This is a genomic window from Micromonospora sp. WMMD708 (assembly GCF_049315245.1).
GTDB classification, from domain to species: domain Bacteria; phylum Actinomycetota; class Actinomycetes; order Mycobacteriales; family Micromonosporaceae; genus Micromonospora; species Micromonospora wenchangensis.
In genome coordinates, this window is the sequence record NZ_CP186060.1 from 3142791 (window position 1) to 3158995 (window position 16205).

At 72.3% G+C, this 16205-nt stretch carries 17 protein-coding genes; 9 read left to right on the forward strand and 8 right to left on the reverse strand.

Annotation, left to right across the window (positions count from 1 at the left end):
• Positions 1 to 404: 404 nt before the first annotated feature.
• Positions 405 to 1406: a pentapeptide repeat-containing protein gene (locus ACN260_RS13900; protein WP_422756358.1), complete on the forward strand. Its 1002-nt coding sequence runs from the start codon at positions 405 to 407 to the stop codon at positions 1404 to 1406.
• Positions 1407 to 1628: 222 nt separating this feature from the next.
• Complete coding sequence (locus tag ACN260_RS13905; RefSeq protein WP_422756359.1) at positions 1629 to 1841, forward strand: hypothetical protein; 213 nt, start codon at positions 1629 to 1631, stop codon at positions 1839 to 1841.
• A gap of 19 nt (positions 1842 to 1860) precedes the next feature.
• Here the strand turns inward: ACN260_RS13905 and ACN260_RS13910 are convergent, their stop codons facing one another.
• Positions 1861 to 2589 (reverse strand): SDR family oxidoreductase, encoded by a 729-nt coding sequence (locus tag ACN260_RS13910; RefSeq protein ID WP_422756360.1) that lies wholly within the window; start codon positions 2587 to 2589, stop codon positions 1861 to 1863.
• Between the two features lie 173 nt (positions 2590 to 2762).
• On the opposite strand from ACN260_RS13910, the gene ACN260_RS13915 reads away from it, so the two are divergent.
• Entirely contained in the window at positions 2763 to 3215 is a 453-nt protein-coding gene (locus ACN260_RS13915) for a peroxiredoxin (protein WP_422756361.1), read from the forward strand.
• A 66-nt stretch (positions 3216 to 3281) separates the two neighbouring features.
• A complete protein-coding gene (locus tag ACN260_RS13920) occupies positions 3282 to 3983 on the forward strand; it encodes a hypothetical protein (RefSeq protein ID WP_422756362.1) in 702 nt (233 codons plus the stop codon).
• A 72-nt stretch (positions 3984 to 4055) separates the two neighbouring features.
• Here the strand turns inward: ACN260_RS13920 and ACN260_RS13925 are convergent, their stop codons facing one another.
• The 3 genes from ACN260_RS13925 to ACN260_RS13935 form a co-directional block, all read right to left on the reverse strand.
• Complete coding sequence (locus ACN260_RS13925) at positions 4056 to 5258, reverse strand: GNAT family N-acetyltransferase (protein ID WP_422756363.1); 1203 nt, start codon at positions 5256 to 5258, stop codon at positions 4056 to 4058.
• A 116-nt stretch (positions 5259 to 5374) separates the two neighbouring features.
• Complete coding sequence (cydB, locus tag ACN260_RS13930) at positions 5375 to 6373, reverse strand: cytochrome d ubiquinol oxidase subunit II (protein ID WP_422756364.1); 999 nt, start codon at positions 6371 to 6373, stop codon at positions 5375 to 5377.
• A gap of 14 nt (positions 6374 to 6387) precedes the next feature.
• Positions 6388 to 7794, reverse strand: a complete 1407-nt coding sequence (locus ACN260_RS13935) for a cytochrome ubiquinol oxidase subunit I (protein WP_422756365.1) — start codon at positions 7792 to 7794, stop codon at positions 6388 to 6390.
• Between the two features lie 173 nt (positions 7795 to 7967).
• Between ACN260_RS13935 and ACN260_RS13940 the strand changes: the two genes are divergently transcribed.
• Genes ACN260_RS13940 through ACN260_RS13955 form a run of 4 tightly spaced genes read left to right on the forward strand, consistent with a single transcriptional unit; the run spans position 7968 to position 11737 of the window.
• Positions 7968 to 8744 (forward strand): lysophospholipid acyltransferase family protein, encoded by a 777-nt coding sequence (locus ACN260_RS13940; RefSeq protein WP_422756366.1) that lies wholly within the window; start codon positions 7968 to 7970, stop codon positions 8742 to 8744.
• 53 nt (positions 8745 to 8797) lie between these two features.
• Positions 8798 to 9565 carry a glycerophosphodiester phosphodiesterase gene (locus tag ACN260_RS13945; RefSeq protein ID WP_422756367.1) on the forward strand — a complete coding sequence of 256 codons (768 nt, stop codon included), beginning with the start codon at positions 8798 to 8800 and terminating at the stop codon, positions 9563 to 9565.
• Between the two features lie 15 nt (positions 9566 to 9580).
• On the forward strand, positions 9581 to 10975 hold the full coding sequence (locus tag ACN260_RS13950; RefSeq protein WP_422756368.1) for an MFS transporter: 1395 nt from the start codon (positions 9581 to 9583) through the stop codon (positions 10973 to 10975).
• Between the two features lie 45 nt (positions 10976 to 11020).
• Entirely contained in the window at positions 11021 to 11737 is a 717-nt protein-coding gene (locus ACN260_RS13955) for a thymidine kinase (RefSeq protein WP_422756369.1), read from the forward strand.
• 13 nt (positions 11738 to 11750) lie between these two features.
• On the opposite strand, the gene ACN260_RS13960 is transcribed toward ACN260_RS13955, so the two are convergent.
• Positions 11751 to 12209, reverse strand: coding sequence for a hypothetical protein (locus ACN260_RS13960; RefSeq protein ID WP_422756370.1), 459 nt, complete (start codon positions 12207 to 12209; stop codon positions 11751 to 11753).
• A gap of 111 nt (positions 12210 to 12320) precedes the next feature.
• On the opposite strand from ACN260_RS13960, the gene ACN260_RS13965 reads away from it, so the two are divergent.
• A complete protein-coding gene (locus ACN260_RS13965) occupies positions 12321 to 14027 on the forward strand; it encodes an acyl-CoA dehydrogenase family protein (RefSeq protein WP_422756371.1) in 1707 nt (568 codons plus the stop codon).
• Here ACN260_RS13965 and ACN260_RS13970 read toward each other — a convergent pair.
• From ACN260_RS13970 to ACN260_RS13980, 3 genes are all read right to left on the reverse strand, one after another.
• Positions 14020 to 14607 (reverse strand): TetR/AcrR family transcriptional regulator, encoded by a 588-nt coding sequence (locus ACN260_RS13970; RefSeq protein WP_422756372.1) that lies wholly within the window; start codon positions 14605 to 14607, stop codon positions 14020 to 14022. The genes ACN260_RS13965 and ACN260_RS13970 overlap by 8 nt on opposite strands.
• A 46-nt stretch (positions 14608 to 14653) precedes the next feature.
• Complete coding sequence (locus ACN260_RS13975; RefSeq protein ID WP_422756373.1) at positions 14654 to 15652, reverse strand: tyrosine-type recombinase/integrase; 999 nt, start codon at positions 15650 to 15652, stop codon at positions 14654 to 14656.
• Positions 15653 to 15779: 127 nt separating this feature from the next.
• Positions 15780 to 16202 (reverse strand): Hsp20/alpha crystallin family protein, encoded by a 423-nt coding sequence (locus tag ACN260_RS13980; RefSeq protein WP_422756374.1) that lies wholly within the window; start codon positions 16200 to 16202, stop codon positions 15780 to 15782.
• Positions 16203 to 16205: the final 3 nt, after the last annotated feature.

Genomic DNA, 16205 nt, shown 5'->3' on the forward strand with positions numbered 1-16205 from the left:
TCCGCCACCCGGGGGTCCGAATGCCGGCAGGGGCCCCTCTCCCGGTCAACTTTACATAATGTACATTATCGAATCGAGGCCATGGTGGTGGCGAGGGCGGTCGGGTGACCGTTTGCTCACCACGATGACCCGGCAGCCGCCGGGTCGACGGTCTCGGGGTCGGTGCCGGCGAGCACTTGTACTCCTCGACTTCGCGGACGCGGCCAGCCCCTCGTATCCCACATCGCGGGTGTAAAGGCTTGGTCGGCAATAGCGTGGCTAAAACCGGATCGGACGGGTGCCGGCGGTTGGCCGGGTTGAGGTCAAATGGAGACATGCCCCCCAACGTCCGGATGTCCCGAGCCGCTTCCCTTCCCAAACATGGTCCTGTCGTCCGTTTGCGCGACGGCAGCCGGAACCGCGTCATGCGCCTGGAGCATGCGCCGATCGACCTCAGGCCCGACCCGTGGCAGCGGTGGATCGCCGTCGGCCAGGTGGTCTCGGTGCTCGTCCTCGCCGCCGGCCTGTACCTGACCTATGAGGCCAACCAGGAAATCAGCAGGGCCAACCGCGAGCAGCGGCGCCTGACTGAACAAGGACAGATCACCGACCGATTCACCAAGGCCGTCGAGCAGCTCGGCCAATCCGGCCCGGAAAAGGTCGACGTACGCCTCGGCGCGATCTACGCCCTGGAACGCATCATGCGTGACTCTGCCGAGGACCAACCCGCCGTCGTTGACGTCCTTGCCGCGTTCGTCAGGGTGCATGCCCCTGCACCCCCGAAGCCCGCACGCCCGGTCCCACGTCCAACCGCCGACCGTCCTGCGGTCCCCCCGTCGGTGGATATTCAAGCCACACTAACGGTGCTGGGCCGTCGGGACATCACCCACGACGGCAGCACCCGGCTCGACCTCACCCGCTCGAACTTGTCGGGCGCGAACCTGACCCGTGCGAACCTGGCGCGCGTGGACTTGCGCGACGCATACCTGGCCGGCGCAAACCTGAATCTCGTGAACCTGAACAGCGCGGGTCTGCGCAACGCGTATCTGGCCGGCGTAAGCCTGGGCGGGGCGAATCTTGACGACGCATTCCTGACCAACGCGGACCTGACCAACGCGGACCTGAGCGGTGTGAATATGAACGAGACCGACCTGGGGAATGCGAAACTGGTAAGTGCGAACCTCGGAAGCGCGAACCTGGTGAGCGCGAATCTGACCAATGCGAACCTGACTGATGCGAGCCTGACTGATGCGGACCTGAGCGGTGCGTACCTGACCAATACGGACTTGAGCGGTGCGTACCTTGGCGGGGTGAAGGGCATGAATACCGACTCAGTGGGATGTGCCCGAGTGGACGACGAAACGGTGCTGCCTGATGGGGTGGCCCTGCCAGCAGTTATCCCGCCGCGGGATAGAGAGGGATGTTGAGTTGATCGGAGGAGTCTGAGCTGGCGGCGAATGCGAGGCGTCTGTCCGTGTCCTTCGGCTGACCCCCAGAACGGGCGGTCGTTTACGAGACCGCTGTGACCGGACCAGAATTAAGCCGTGTGCAGTACATCGAAAGGCGAACTTGCGAGCAGGTCAGACCTGAAGTGCGGCGCACAGCAGGCAGCGGGCTTCGTCCCGGCGGCCAGCGTCGGTGGAGAAAGGGTGCACTGCGGTCAGGACGCGGAGCTGTGCGCGGCACTGGCCCTGGCCGGCCGGCCAACAGCGTTGTTCGTGCTGCTGAAGTGCGGCATCCTGTCGTTCTACAGCGGTGGGTTCGCGACGGTTCCGATCGTGGGTTCCTGGTCGGTGTCGGTGCTGCTGGTGTACGGGGTGGTGCAGACGGTGCTGACGGCGGCGAAGCTGTTCACCGGGTGAGAGGGTGTGGCGACGGCGGTCAGAGGCCGCCGGCGACGCGTAGTACCGCGCCGGTGGTGTAGGTGGCGTCGGGTCCGAGTAGCCAGGCGACGGCGCCGGCGACCTCGTCGGGTTCGCCGGCGCGGCCGAGGGGAATGCGGTCGGCGGCGGTGTCGGCGCGGTCGGGTACGCCGGAGTCGGTGTGGATGTCGGTGCGGATGATGCCGGGGGCGACGGCGTTGACCCGGATGCCGCGGGGGGCGAGTTCCTTGGCCAGGCCGATGGTGAGGGTGTCGGTGGCGGCTTTGACGGCGGCGTAGTGGATGTACTCCCCCGGGCTGCCGAGGGTGGCGGCGGCGGAGGAGATGTTGACGATGGCGCCGCCGTGGGTGAGGCGGTGGGCGGCCTGTTGGGCGCAGAGGACGTAGCCGATGAGGTTGACGTCGACGACGCGCCGCAGGTCGTCGGGGCGCAGCGCGGTGAAGGGGCCGATGGGGCTGGTGATGCCGGCGTTGTTGACCAGGGCAGTGAGGGGGCCGAGGTCGGCGGCGGCGGTGAAGAGGCGGTCGACGTGGGTGGGGTCGGTGGTGTCGGCGGGGACGGCGACGGCGCGGCGGCCGAGGCGGTGGATGTCGGCGACGACGGCGGCTGCGGCGGCGTGGTCGCGGCGGTAGCCGATGGCGAGGTGGTGGCCGGCGGCGGCGAGTCGTCGGGCGGTGGCGGCGCCGATGCCTCGGCTGCCGCCGGTGATGACGGTGACCGCGGTCATTGTTCCTGCTCCCCTGCCGGTCCGGTGTGCGGTGGGGTGACGGTACCTCCGTCGGGGGTGTGGTGGGCAGGGTGTGGGTGCTCACGTGGCGCGGTGGCGCGGCGCTGTGCGTGGTGATCGCTTACGCTCTCCGCGTTTCGGACGGATCGGATCGGTGGAGGTGTGTGGTGGGTGTGAGTGTCGGTGATCTGGTGGAGGATTTCGTGCTGCCGGATCAGACGGGTACGCCGCGGCGGTTGTCGGAGTTGTTGGCGGCGGGACCGGTGGTGTTGTTCTTTTATCCGGCGGCGATGACGCGTGGGTGTACGGCGGAGAGTTGTCACTTCCGGGATCTGGCGGCGGAGTTCGCGGCGGTGGGGGCGCAGCGGGTGGGGATCAGTCGGGATCCGGTGGAGAAGCAGGCGGAGTTCTCCCGGATGCACGGGTTCGACTATCCGTTGTTGTCGGATGTCGACGGTGCGGTGGCGCAGGCGTTCGGGGTGCGGCGGCGGTTGCCGTTGGGGCCGTTGAGCACGCGGCGGATGACGTTCGTGATCGGTCGGGACCGGCGGGTGCTGGCGGTGGTGCACAGCGAGTTGGGGATGAACGAGCATGCGGACGAGGCGTTGCGGGTGTTGGGGGGCTGATCGTCCGGTTGTCGCGGTGGGCTGGTATCAAGGCAGGATCAGACACGTGTACGAAAGAGGGTTGTGATGGCGGGCCAGGGTTTGTCCGATGACGAGGTGCGGGGTATCCGGGAGGCGTTGGCGGCGGGGCGGAAGCCGAAGGTGGTGTTCACCGCGTCGGCGGGGCAGATCGCCGGGCAGGTGGGTCAGGTGGTGGAGGTGACCGATCCGGCGGTGTCGGACGAGTTCGTGGTGGTGCGGTTCGGGCGCGACGAGTTGCCCTTCTCCCCCGCTGATCTGGCGGTGGCGCCGCGGGGGGCGGGTCGTCGGGTGGTGGAGGCGAAGTCGGAGCCGGTGGTGGAGCAGGTGGAGCCGGCGGTGAAGGCGGAGCCGGAGTTCGTGTTGGACACGCCCCGGGTGCCGGTGCCGCGTCGGGAGGAGTCGAGGGTGGAGCAGCAGTCGGTGCCGGTGGAGAAGCCGGCGGCGCGTCGGCCGGCGAAGGTGGCGAAGCCGAAGGGGCCGGCGGGGTTGACGGTGACGTTGGCGTATGCCGACGGTGAGTGGACGGTGGCGGCGCAGCAGGGGGCGAAGGCGTTGGCGAAGCCGTACGTGGTGAAGCCGGCGGAGGCGTTGCGGATGGTGGCGTTGGTGGATGTGCCGGGGGTGCAGGAGGCGGTGGAGCAGATCCTGTCGGCGGAGCGGTCGGAGGCGGAGCAGCAGGCGGAGAAGTTGCGGGCGGAGTTGGCGGAGATCGAGGCGCGGTTGGCGGAGTTGCGTGAGGCGCGGTGAGGTGGGGCCGGTGACGGCTGTGGTGGGGGCCGGTCGGGGGCAGCAGGCCCGCAGGCCCCCGGCCGGGGTGGGTCAGAAGTAGTCGCCGAGTTGGGCGGGGCCGCCGGCGGCGAGCAGGTCGAGTGGGGTGGGGTCGGTGCCGGTGGGGTGGTGCAGCAGGCCGGCCTGGGCGACGGTGCGGGCGGTGGCGGCGCCGGTGTAGAGCAGGGCGAAGCCGCGGACGGTCAGGTGCAGGTCGGCGGGGGTGGTGGTGCGGCGTAGTTCGGCGTGGCCGTCGGTGATCTCCAGGTGCCAGGTGCCGGTGTTCCAGTCGGCGAGGGGGTCGTCGAGGGTGAAGGTGACGGTGCCGTGCAGGTGTGGCGGCCAGCCCCGGTCGCGGATGGCGCGGGTGACGTCGACGGGGCGGTGCATCCAGGTGTCCTGTTCGTGTTCGCGGGCCTTTTCCACGGGAAGGTGGGGGGTGAGGGGGTCGCCGGGGAGCAGGGTGAGGCGCAGGGTGGGGGCGACGCTGTGCCAGCTGGCGAGGATGCCGACGAGTTCGCGGGCGGCGTCGGCGGTGGTGGCGGCGAGGTCGTCGACGGTGATGGTGCCGTCGTCGCCGTAGTGGTTGCGGCGGTCCCAGCCGGCGTAGCCGACGAGGTGGCCGTGGTGTTCGACGAGGGTGAGGCCGTCGTAGGGCAGGGTGTTGTCGGTGGTGTGGCGGGTGCGGTGGTGTTCGTGCAGGGGGCCGCTGCGGGCGAGTAGGCCGCGGCGGTGGCGGGTGGTGTGGGTGTGCAGTTCGTCGACGGCGGTGAGGTCGGCGGGGGTGCCGGGGCGGACGGTGAGGTGTGGGCTGGGGCGGTGGCGGGTGAGCAGGGCGGTGGGGAGGTTGACGGTGCGTAGGGTGCCGGCGGTTTCCCAGCCGCAGGCGCGGTAGGGGGCGGCGACGGTGGGGAACAGCGCGCTGACGGCGGCGCCCCGGTCGTGTGCGTCGCGGAGGAGGGTGGTGAGTAGGGCGCGGGCGATGCCGCGGCCGCGGGCTTCGGGGGTGACGGCGACGCCGGCGATGTCGGCGGCGGCGATGGTGCGGCCGTCCCACCACTGGTGGTGGTGCAGGTCGACGGCTTTGCCGATGAGGCGGCCGGTGTGGTCGAACGCGCCGTAGCGGGTGGTGCCGGGGGTGGTGGTGGGTGGTGGTTCGGGTTGCGGGTCGGAGCCGAAGGCGGTGCGGCCGAGGTGCCAGGCGGCGGCGTGGTCGTCGGCGGTGAGTTCCCGGACGTGGGGGTCGTGCGGCATGCGGCGACGATAGCGGTGGGTGGGCGGGTGGGCGACGGGTTTGTGGTGGACGCGTTGCGGGGCCGGTGCGACCCCCTCGCTCCGGCCCCGCGTCCCCGCGCCCCTCGCGCGTCTTTTCAGTGTTGCGGGATGTTCTGTACCCCGATTCGCTTGCGGAACACCCAGTAGGTCCAACTTTGGTAGGCGAGGACGATCGGGGTGAAGACGACGGCGACCCAGGTCATGATTTTCAGGGTGTAGGGGGTGGAGGCGGCGTTGGTGGCGGTGAGGGTGCCGGCGGGGTCGCCGGTGGAGGGCATGACGTTGGGGAACAGGGCGGTGAAGAGGGTGGCGACGGCGAGGGCGATGGCCAGGGCGGTGCCGGTGAAGGCCCAGCCTTCGCGGCGTGCCCGGGCGGCGGCGAGTGCGCCGAGCAGGGCGAGGGCGGCGCCGACGGCGAGGGTGATGGCGGCGGGGTTGGCGCGGATGGTGAGGGTCCAGGTGAGGAAGGCGACGGCGGCGACGGCGGTGCCGGTGCCGAGGGTGACGGCGAGGGTGCCGGCGCGGTGGCGGATGTCGCCGGTGGTCTTGAGGGCGAGGAACACCGCGCCGTGGGTGAGGAAGAGGCCGAGGGTGGTCAGGCCGCCGAGCAGGGCGTAGGGGTTGAGCAGGTCGACCAGGCCGCCGACGTATTCGTGGTCGGCGGAAAGCGGTACCCCGCGGAAGATGTTGGCGAAGGCGACGCCCCAGAGTAGGGCGGGGATGGCGGAGCCCCAGAAGATGGCGTGGTCCCAGCGGCGTTTCCAGGCGGCTTCGGGGCGCTTGTGGCGGTATTCGAAGGCGACGCCGCGGGCGATGAGGGCGAGCAGGATGAGCAGCAGCGGCAGGTAGAAGCCGGAGAAGAGGGTGGCGTACCACTCGGGGAAGGCGGCGAACATGGCGCCGCCGGCGGTGATGAGCCAGACCTCGTTGCCGTCCCAGACGGGTCCGATGGTGTTGATGAGGACGCGGCGTTGCCGGTCGTCGCGGCCGAGGACGGGTAGGAGCATGCCGACGCCGAAGTCGAAGCCTTCGAGGATGAAGTAGCCGGTGAAGAGCACGGCGACGAGGAGAAACCAGATGGTGGTGAGTTCCACGGTGGGGCTCCGGGTCAGTAGGCGAAGGCGAGCGGGCGCTCGGCGTCGTCGGTGTCGTCGGGGGTGGGGGTGACCTCGGGTACGCCGGCGCGGGCGTAGCGCAGGAGGAGTTTGAACTCGATGACGGCGAGGACGGCGTAGATGAGGGTGAAGGCGGTGAAGGAGGTGAGGACTTCGGTGAGGGAGACGCTGCGGGAGACGCCGTCGCGGGTGAGCATCTCGCCGAAGACGATCCAGGGTTGGCGGCCCATCTCGGTGAAGATCCAGCCGAAGGAGTTGGCGAGCAGTGGTAGCACGGGCATGATCAGGCCGGCGCGCAGCAGCCATCTGTTGGTGGGGGTGCGGCCCTTGCGTTGGCTCCAGAGGATGAGCAGGGCGATGGCGGCGGCGGCGAGCCCGAAGCCGATCATGAAGCGGAAGCTCCAGTAGGTGACCGGGATGATCGGGGTGTAGCTGCCGGGGCCGTACTGGCTGGCGTACTGGGCCTGGAGGTCGTTGATGCCGTGGACGGTGCCGTTGGGGTCGCCGGTGCCGAGGTAGGACAGCAGGTAGGGGATCTTGAGGGCGAAGACCTCGCGGCTGCCGTCGAGGCTGCCGACGGTGAGTACGGAGAACGAGGCGGGGCTTTCGGTGGTGTAGAGGCCTTCGGCGGCGGCCATTTTCATGGGCTGCACCTGGGTCATGATCTTGCCTTGGATGTCGCCGGTGAGGACGACGAGGGTGGCGGAGATGAGCACGACCCAGGCGCCGAAGCGGGTGGCGTGGCGGTAGGCGTCGGTGTCTGGGTTGTCGCGGCGGCGCATGACGTGCCAGAGGCCGACGGTGGTGACGAGGGCGCCGGCGACGAGGAAGGAGCCGGCGAGGGTGTGCGGGAAGGTGATGAGGGCGACCTTGTTGGTGAGGACGGCGACGAAGTCGGTGAGTTCGGCGCGTCCGGTGTCGGGGTTGAAGCGGTAGCCGACGGGGTTCTGCATGAACGAGTTGGCGGCGAGGATGAAGTAGGCGGACAGGTTGGTGCCGATGGCGGCGGCCCAGATGCTGGCGAGGTGCAGGCGTTTGGGGAGCCGGTCCCAGCCGAAGATCCACAGGCCGATGAAGGTGGATTCGAGGAAGAAGGCGACGAGGGCTTCGATGGCCAGGGGTGCGCCGAAGATGTCGCCGACGAAGCGGGAGTAGTCGGACCAGTTCATGCCGAACTGGAATTCCTGCACGATGCCGGTGACGACGCCCATGGCGAAGTTGATCAGGAAGAGTTTGCCGTAGAACTTGGTGAGTTTGAGGTATTTCTCGTCGCCGGTGCGGTGCCAGCGGGTCTGGAGGATGGCGACCAGGACGGACAGCCCGATGGTCAGTGGTACGAAGAGAAAGTGGTAGACGGTGGTGACACCGAACTGCCAGCGGGCGACGTCCAACGCGTCCACCGGGATCCCCCTGCCATTGATACTACGAGACGTAGTAGATACTACCGCGCGTCGTAGGCCGTGGGGCAGGGTCGGGGGTCCCGACCCGACCCGGGACCAATGACCCTGATCACCACAGGCCGCACGACCCGGCGTTCGGTCCTCCCCCACGCCCGTGCGACCATCGGCGACTGATGGACACCCCGCGCCCCGGCTGGCAGCCACCACGGTTCTGGCGTGCCGCCCAACTGCTCGCCCGGCTGGTCGTCGCCCTGTTCGCCCGGCTGGAGGTCAGCGGGGACGTCCCCGAACACCTGCGTCGGGGGCCGCTGATCCTGGCCGCCAACCACATCAGCCCCTTCGACCCGATCGTGCTGGGCGCGGCCTGCCGGGCCCGGGGCGTCTCGCCCCGCTTCATGGCCACCGGTGGGCTGTTCCGCACCCCGGGGCTCGGCGCGTTGATGCGCCACGCCGGGCACCTGCGCGTCGACCGGGGCAGCAGCGCCGTACGCCGGGCCCTCGACGACGCCGCCGCGGCGGTCACCGCCGGGTCGGTGGTGCTGGTCTACCCGGAGGGACGCATCGGCCTGGACCCCGGCATGTGGCCCGAACGCGGCAAGACCGGCACCGCCCGCCTCGCCATGGCCTGCGACGCCCCCGTGGTGCCCGTGGCCCAGTGGGGATCGCACGAGGTGCTGCCCTACCGGGCGCCCCGGGGCATGCTGCGCGCGTTGGCCCGGACGCTGGTGCGCCGCCCGGTGATCCGGGTCCGCTTCGGCGCGCCGCTGCACCTGGCCGACCTCTCCCCCGTCGCGCCCGGCGCGGCCCGCCGGGGCACCGACCGGATCATCGACGCGATCACCGACACCCTGGTGCCACTGCGTCCCGACGAACCCGACCGGCCCCGGCACGTCGACCCGGGACGTCCCGTCGACACCAGCCGGGTCCACCGCCGCCCCACCTCGGCCTGACCCGTCGCCGGTCGGCCACCCGCCGGCCACGCCGGGCGGGCATACTGCGCTGCGTGTCGACCCGAGCCGGCTACCTGGACGCCCCCACCCCGCTGGCCTTCGCGCACCGCGGTGGCGCCGCCGACGGCGACGAGAACACCGTCGCCGCGTTCGCCCGGGCCGTCGACCTGGGCTACCGGTACGTGGAGACCGACGTGCACGCCACCGCCGACGGGGTGTGCGTGGTCTTCCACGACTCCACCCTGCGCCGGGTCACCGGGCAGCGGGGCCGCATCGCCGACCTGCGCTGGGCCGACCTGGCCACGGTGCGGGTCGGCGGCGCGGCGGTCGTGCCCCGCCTCGACGACGTGCTGGCCGCCTGGCCGCAGGTCCGGTTCAACATCGACGTGAAGGCCGACGGTGGCGTCACCCCGGCGGTCGAGGCGGTGACCCGGGCCGGCGCGGCCGACCGGGTGCTGCTCGCGTCGTTCAGCGACGCCCGGCTGGCGCGGCTGCGCGCGGCCACCGGCGGCCGGGTCGCCACCGGCCTGGGTGCGCGCGGGGTGGCGCGGCTGTGGTGGGCGTCGCGACACGGCCGGCCGGTGCGGTTGCCGCCGTCGGTGGTGGCCGCGCAGGTGCCGCCCCGCTACGCCGGGGTGCCGGTGGTCGACCGCCGCTTCCTGGCCTACTGCCGCCGGCTGGGCGTGCACGTGCACGTCTGGACGATCGACGAACCTGCCCGGATGCACGACTTACTGGATCGTGGCGTGGATGGCATCATGACCGATCACGTCGGCGTGCTGCGCGACGTCTACCGCAGCCGCGGCCTCTGGGCCGCCTGAGCCCCGAGGACCCCGATGGCCGACCCGGTCACCACCACCCCCACCACCGTCGACACCCCGGCGGGCCTGCGCCGGGAGCGGCGCGGCTGGTACCTGTACGACTGGGCCAACTCGGCCTTCCAGACCACCGTCATCACGGTGTTCCTCGGCCCGTTCCTCACCACCGTCACCGAGTTGGCCGCCGGCTGCGAACTCGGCGCGGACACCTGCGACGGGTACGTGCACCCGCTGGGCGTCCGGGTCGCCGCCGGCTCCTACTACCCGTACCTGATCTCGCTGTCGGTGCTGTTGACCGTGTTCGTGCTGCCGGTGGTCGGGGCCATCGCCGACCGGACGGTGCACAAGAAGCGGCTGCTGGCCGGGGCCGCGTTCACCGGCGCCGGGGCGACCATCGCGATGGCGCTGGTCACCGGCGACCGGTACCTGCTCGGTGGGGCGTTGTTCCTGGTCGCCAACATCGCCTTCGGCGCGGCGGTGGTGGTGTACAACTCGTTCCTGCCGCAGCTGGCCGGACCGGACGAACGCGACGCGGTGTCCAGTCGCGGCTGGGCCATCGGCTACCTCGGCGGTGGTCTGCTGCTGGCGTTGAACCTGGTGGCGGTGACCCTGCTCAGCGAGGACGACAACCCGCAGCGCACCCTGGACCTGGCCCGTTGGTCGATCGTGTCGGCCGGGGTGTGGTGGGCGGTGTTCACCCTGGTGCCGCTGCGGTGGCTGCGGGAGCACCCCACCGCCGAGGCGCTGCGCGGGGCGGGCCGCAACGTGGTCACCGACGGGTTCCGGCAGCTCGGCCGGACCCTGCGGGAGATCAAGGCGTATCCGTTGACGCTGTTCTTCCTGCTGGCGTTCCTGGTCTACAACGACGGCATCCAGACGGTGATCACCCTGGCCAGCCAGTACGGCACCGAGGAGCTGCGGCTGGGGCAGAGCACCCTGATCGTGACGATCCTGCTGGTGCAGTTCCTCGCCTTCGGCGGGGCGTTGGCGCTGGGGGCGTTGGCCCGGCGCATCGGGGCGTGGAAGACGGTGCTGCTGTCGCTGGTGCTGTGGACCGGGGTGATCATCGGGGCGTTCCGGTTGCCCGCCGAGGCACCGCTGCCGTTCATGATCCTCGGTGGGGCGATCGGTCTGGTCCTCGGCGGCAGCCAGGCGTTGAGCCGGTCGCTGTTCAGCCAGCTCATCCCCGCCGGCAAGGAGGGCGAGTACTACGGGTTCTACGAGATCAGCGACAAGGGCACCAGTTGGCTCGGCCCGCTGGCGTTCGGCCTGGTCTTCCAGCTCACCTCCTCCTACCGGGTGGGTCTGGTCTCCCTGCTGATCTTCTTCGTGGTGGGGTTCGCGTTGCTGGCCGCCGTGCCGATCCGTCGGGCCATCGTCGCCGCCGGCAACACCCCGCCCCGGGTGCTCTGACCATCGGCCCGATCCACCCGCGCCGATGGGCTAGGCTGCCCCGACGTGACCGACGACGCCGCTGCCACCCCCACCTGCCTGGCCCGTCCCCTGCCCGGCCCGCATGACGGGGGGACCGGGTGCGCCGCCGCGCGGGGCGTCGACGGCCGCCCGTTGCACGCCGCCGCGTTGAAGTTCTTCTGGGGTCCGATGGACTGCGGCAAGTCGACGATGGCGTTGCAGATGAACTACAACCACGCCCGGCAGGGCCGGCGGGGGCTGGTCACCACCCGCATCGACAGGTCGTTGGGGCCGCGGGTCACCACCCGCATCGGGTTGGCCCACTCGGCGGTGGAGGTGACCGACGGGCTGGACCTGCGGGCCCTGGTCCGCGACACCTGGGCCGAGGGGGTCCGCATCGACTACCTGATCTGCGACGAGGCGTCGTTCTACGACGTGGCGCACGTCGAGCAGATGGCCGAACTGGTCGACGGCTACGACGTCGACGTGTACGCCTTCGGTCTCGCCACCGACTTCCGGTCCGACCTGTTCCCGGCCGCCCGGCGGCTGTTCGAACTGGCCGACGAGGTGGCCCGCATCCAGGTGGAGGTGCTGTGCTGGTGCGGGCGGGAAGGGCTGCTCAACGCCCGCGTCGTCGACGGGCGGGTGGTCCGCGAGGGCGCGCAGGTCGTCATCGGGGACACCGTCGACACCGCCGACGTGCGCTACCAGGTGCTGTGCCGGCGACACTACCGCTCCGGCGACCTGGGTCCGCGCGCCTGACCGGGCCGGCCGGTCAGTACGGGTCGCCGCAGACCCGCCACTTCCCGTCCTCCTTCACCACCGGCAGCCGCCGCTGCTCGTCGGCCCCGCCGTCGCGGGTGACCCGCACCGCCACCTCCCCCGCCGGCCGGCCTCCCCGGGTGCGTACCGACACGTCGAGGATCTCGTAGCCGGTGACCACCGGCGGGGTGCGGACCCACCCGGCGAAACCGACCTCGCTCCACCGGCTGCGGGTCGGCGCGCACAACCGCCGGTACGCCTGGTCCACCTCACCGGCGGACAGCTCCCGCAGGAACCCGTCGGCGGTCTCCCGCACCGGGCCGGTGGCGCCCGCCACGACCTGCACGTTCCACAGTCCCAGCCCGGCCACCCCGACCAGGCACAGCCCGACGGCGAGACCGGCCAGGAACAGGCCGGTACGCACCGGGCGACGTCGCCGCGCCGGTCGGGTCCACGCCTGCTGAACGCTCATCACCTGCGACGGTAGGCGGGCGGGCCGGGACCGCGCAGGCGGTTCGCCCCCTGTCGCGCCGCCGGGGCGATCGTCTACGGTCGGCGCACACCCCTGGTGAAGGAGCGACGGATGAGCCGCTACGTGCAGCCGGTGCCGGACATTGACGACCCGTACGCCGGTGACCGGCTGCTGCGGTCGTGGCTGACCCGGCAGCTCGGCGCGGACGGGCACACCGCCGCCCGGGACCGGCTGACCGCGCTGGCCGCCGACGTCACCGGGCCGCTGCGCGCCGCGCACGCCGACGCCGAGGCCCACCCGCCGACGCTGGTCCGCTACGACCCGTGGGGCGCGCGCGTCGACCGGATCGCCACCAGCGCCGGCTGGCAGGCCCAGCGGGCCGCCGCCGCCCGGCACGCCGTGGTCGCCCTGCCCTACCTGCCGGCGGCGCGTGGCACGTGGGGGGCCGCCGCCCGTGTCGTCCAGCATGCCCTGCTGCACCTGTACGGGCCGGAGTCGGCGACGTTCTCCTGCCCGGTGGCGATGGCCGACGGGGCCGCCGCGCTGCTGAGCACCCCCGACGTCGACGCGGGGGTGCGTGACGCGTGGCTGCCGCGGCTGGTCGCCACCGACCCGGACACGGCGATCGTCAGCGGGCAGTGGATGACCGAGTCGCAGGGCGGCTCCGACCTGTCCGGCACCGGCACCCTCGGCCGGCCGGCCGCCGACGGGTCGTGGCGGCTGACCGGGGAGAAGTGGTTCTGCTCGGCCGCCGACGCGGCGATGGCGGTGGCGTTGGCCCGGCCGGAGGGCGCCGGCCGGGGCAGCCGGGTCCTCGCCCCGTTCCTGGTGCCCCGCTACGCCGCCGACTCGCCGCTGGCCGGTGCGACCGCCACGCCGGACGGTCCCGCTCCCGGGGTGGTGGTGCGGCGGCTCAAGGACAAGCTGGGCACCCGGGCGTTGCCGACCGCCGAGATCGGCCTGCGGGACGCGTACGCGCTGCCGTTGGGTGACCCGGCGGTGCCGGGGCTGGTGCGGGCGATGACCCTGGTGGTGGTGACCCGGGTGCACAACGCGTCGGCCGCCGCGTCGGGGATGCGCCGGGGCCTGTCCTACGCGCTGGCGTACGCGCGCACCCGGCGGGTGGCCGGCGGGCTGCTGGCCGACAATCCGCTGCACCGGGCCACCCTCGGCGCGTTGGCGGTCGACGCGGCGGGCGCGTTCGCGCTGGCCGGGCACGCGTTCGCGTTGCTCGGCCGGGTCGAGGTCGGCGGCGACCCGCAGGCCGCCGCGGAGCTGCGGGTGGTCGCGCCGCTGGCGAAGCTGGCCACCGGACGGCTGGCGGTGTCGTCCGCCGCCGAGTACGTGGAGGCGTTCGGTGGGGCCGGCTACGTCGAGGACACCGGCGTACCGAGGCTGCTGCGCGACGCGCAGGTCCTGCCGATCTGGGAGGGCACCACCAACGTGCTGGCGGTGGACGTGCTGCGGGCGGTCACCCGCCAGGACGCGGCCGGGCCGCTGCTGGCGCGGCTCACCGCCGCCGCCGACGTGGCGCGTCCGTTGTCCCCGGCCCTGGCCGGCACCCTGGCCACGGTGGCCGCGGAACTGCGGGCCACCGTCGGTGAGGTCACCGCCGATCCGGCGTCGGCGACGGTCCTGGCCGGCGCGCGTGGCCTGGCCCTGCGGATGGCGTACGCGCTGGCGGCGGCGCTGCTGGTGGAGCACGCCGCATGGGGTGACGGGCAGGCCGAGGTGGCCGCCCGGTTGTGGACGTGGCGGTGGCTGCGGCACGAGGACATCTCCGCCGACGCCCACCACCACCTCGACCTGCTCACCTGACCCGGGTCAGCGCACCGTGCAGGAACAGGTCGACCAGGTCGGTGGGGGGCGACGCCGTGCCGGCCAGCGGGCCCGGTGGGGACAGCAGGCCGAGGAACAGGTCGGCGAGCTGGTCGGGCGGGAGCCGTAGCCGGTCGGCGTCGGGGACGAACAGGGCGGCCACCGCCGACCGGACCGCCGTCGCCGCCGCGCCGGCCGGTGGCGGGTCGGGGCGGGCGCGGCCGGCGGCGTGCAGGGCACCGAGCACCGCGCCCAGCCGGGCCAGGTGGGCGTGGACCGCCACGGCGGCCTCGGTGAGCCGACCGGCGAGGGGCTGGCGTCGGTCGATGCGGGCCAACCGGTCGAGCAGCGGGTCGGGGCGCAGGACCTCGGCCACGCAGGCGTCGATCAGCGCCTGCTTGTCGGCGAAGGCGCGGAACACGGTCGCCTCGCCGATTCCGGCGGCCCGTGCCACCTCGGCCGCGGTCAGGGTGGTGCCCCGGCGGGTCAGCAGGGGCAGCGCGCTCTGCACGATCATGGCGCGGCGGCGGTCGGCGGCCATGGCCGGCGCGCGTCGTCGGCGTCCCCCGGGTGCCGTCATGGCACCACACTCGGGAGTGAGCGCTTACTCCGTCAACCGGTTTTCCTCAGCCGCGCCGCCGGGCCCGCGCCGCCCAGATGACGTACGCCGGGTCCCGGTCGAGGTTGTGCCGGTCCCGGTCGTAGCGGCGGGTGGTCCGCGGGTCGGCGTGCCCCATCGCGTCCTGCACGTCCTCCAACGGCACCCCCTCCTCGCGGGCTGTGGTGGCGAAGGCGTGCCGCAGCGAGTGCGGGGACAGTTTCGCCGCCGCCGCGATGCCCGCCGTGGCGGCCAGCCGGCGCACCAGCCGGAACACCGAGTGCCGGTCGAGTCGACCGCCGGTGGTGGTGGCCAGCAGCGGCCCGGTCAGTTCCGCCACGCCGACCCCGGCCGCCGCCGCCCGCTCGGCCAGATAGGCGTCGAGGGCGTACGCGGTGCCCGGGGTGAGTGCCCGACGGCGGGACTTGCCGCCCTTGCCGACGAACCGGATGCTGCGGTGCCCCCGTTCCGCGCCGAGGTCGGCCAGGTCGAGGGAGACCAGTTCACCGACGCGCAGGCCGAGGTCGGCCAGCAGGGCGACGGCGGCCCGGTTGCGGGCGGCCGTCGGTCCGGTGTCGGCGTCGGCTGCGGCCAGCAGCGCGTCGACCTCCTGCGGGGTGAGGCCGACGGTGGCCGAGTGGTCCCGGTCGATGCGCGGCCGGTCGGCCCCGGAGACCGGATTGGCGTCCACCGCCCGCAGCTTCAGAAGGAACTCGTACCAGCTGGACAGGGCGGACAGTTTCCGGGCGACGGTGGCCGGGGTCAGCGGCCGGCCGCTGCGCGCCGCGGGGGTGGCCTCCAGGTGTCGGGCGTAGGCGTTGACGTCGAGGAAGGTGGCCCGCAGCGGATCCAGGTCGCCGTCGGCGCACCAGGTGAGCCAGCCGGCGATGTCGCGGCGGTAGGCGTCGCGGGTGTGTGCCGACAGTCGACGGTTACGCAGCCACGCCTCGGTGAAGTCGACAGGTGTGCCGGTCAGCGCCGGGCGGGTCGGGGTGCGGGGCAGGACGGGGCCGTCGGGACGCAGCATGCGAGAAAGACTCTCAGCCCCGGTGGGTAATCACGGGCAGGCGCGCCCGAGTGGATCGCCCGACGCCCGGGCGCGACGGTGTTCGGCCCGGTGGGGGCCGGTCCGGCCCCCACCGTGGGCGTGCCGGTCAGGCGGTGATCTGCCGGTGTCCGTTACCGGCGGTGACCGGGACCCGACGCGGCTTGGCCCGCTCGGCGATCGGGATGCGCAGCGTCAGCACCCCGTGCTCGTAGGCGGCCTCCAGCCGGTCGGTGTCGAGGGTGTCGCCGAGGAACAGTTGCCGGGAGAAGGTGCCCATCGGCCGTTCGGCGGCGACCAGTTCGATGCCGTCGGAGGTGGGACGGCGGCGCTGCGCGCGGACGGTCAGCACGTTGCGCTCCACCGTGCAGTCGATGCTGTCGGGGTCCACCCCGGGCAGGTCGAACGCGGCGTGGAAGTAGTCACCGTCGCGCCAGGCGTCCAGGTGCATCACCGCGGGGCGGCTGGTGGTGCCGAAGAACTGTTCGGCGAGCCGGTCGATCTCACGGAAGGGGTCGGTACGCATCAGCATGGT

Bases quoted from the DNA above. Each gene is read 5' to 3' on its own strand.
- ACN260_RS13975 (WP_422756373.1), bottom strand. From the start codon at position 15,652: ATGCTGCGTCCCGACGGCCCCGTCCTGCCCCGCACCCCGACCCGCCCG.
- ACN260_RS13925 (WP_422756363.1), bottom strand. From the start codon at position 5,258: ATGCCGCACGACCCCCACGTCCGGGAACTCACCGCCGACGACCACGCC.
- ACN260_RS13950 (WP_422756368.1), top strand. From the start codon at position 9,581: ATGGCCGACCCGGTCACCACCACCCCCACCACCGTCGACACCCCGGCG.
- ACN260_RS13920 (WP_422756362.1), top strand. From the start codon at position 3,282: ATGGCGGGCCAGGGTTTGTCCGATGACGAGGTGCGGGGTATCCGGGAG.
- ACN260_RS13960 (WP_422756370.1), bottom strand. From the start codon at position 12,209: ATGAGCGTTCAGCAGGCGTGGACCCGACCGGCGCGGCGACGTCGCCCG.
- ACN260_RS13970 (WP_422756372.1), bottom strand. From the start codon at position 14,607: ATGACGGCACCCGGGGGACGCCGACGACGCGCGCCGGCCATGGCCGCC.
- ACN260_RS13910 (WP_422756360.1), bottom strand. From the start codon at position 2,589: ATGACCGCGGTCACCGTCATCACCGGCGGCAGCCGAGGCATCGGCGCC.
- ACN260_RS13965 (WP_422756371.1), top strand. From the start codon at position 12,321: ATGAGCCGCTACGTGCAGCCGGTGCCGGACATTGACGACCCGTACGCC.
- ACN260_RS13940 (WP_422756366.1), top strand. From the start codon at position 7,968: ATGGACACCCCGCGCCCCGGCTGGCAGCCACCACGGTTCTGGCGTGCC.
- ACN260_RS13980 (WP_422756374.1), bottom strand. From the start codon at position 16,202: ATGCTGATGCGTACCGACCCCTTCCGTGAGATCGACCGGCTCGCCGAA.
- ACN260_RS13900 (WP_422756358.1), top strand. From the start codon at position 405: ATGCGCCTGGAGCATGCGCCGATCGACCTCAGGCCCGACCCGTGGCAG.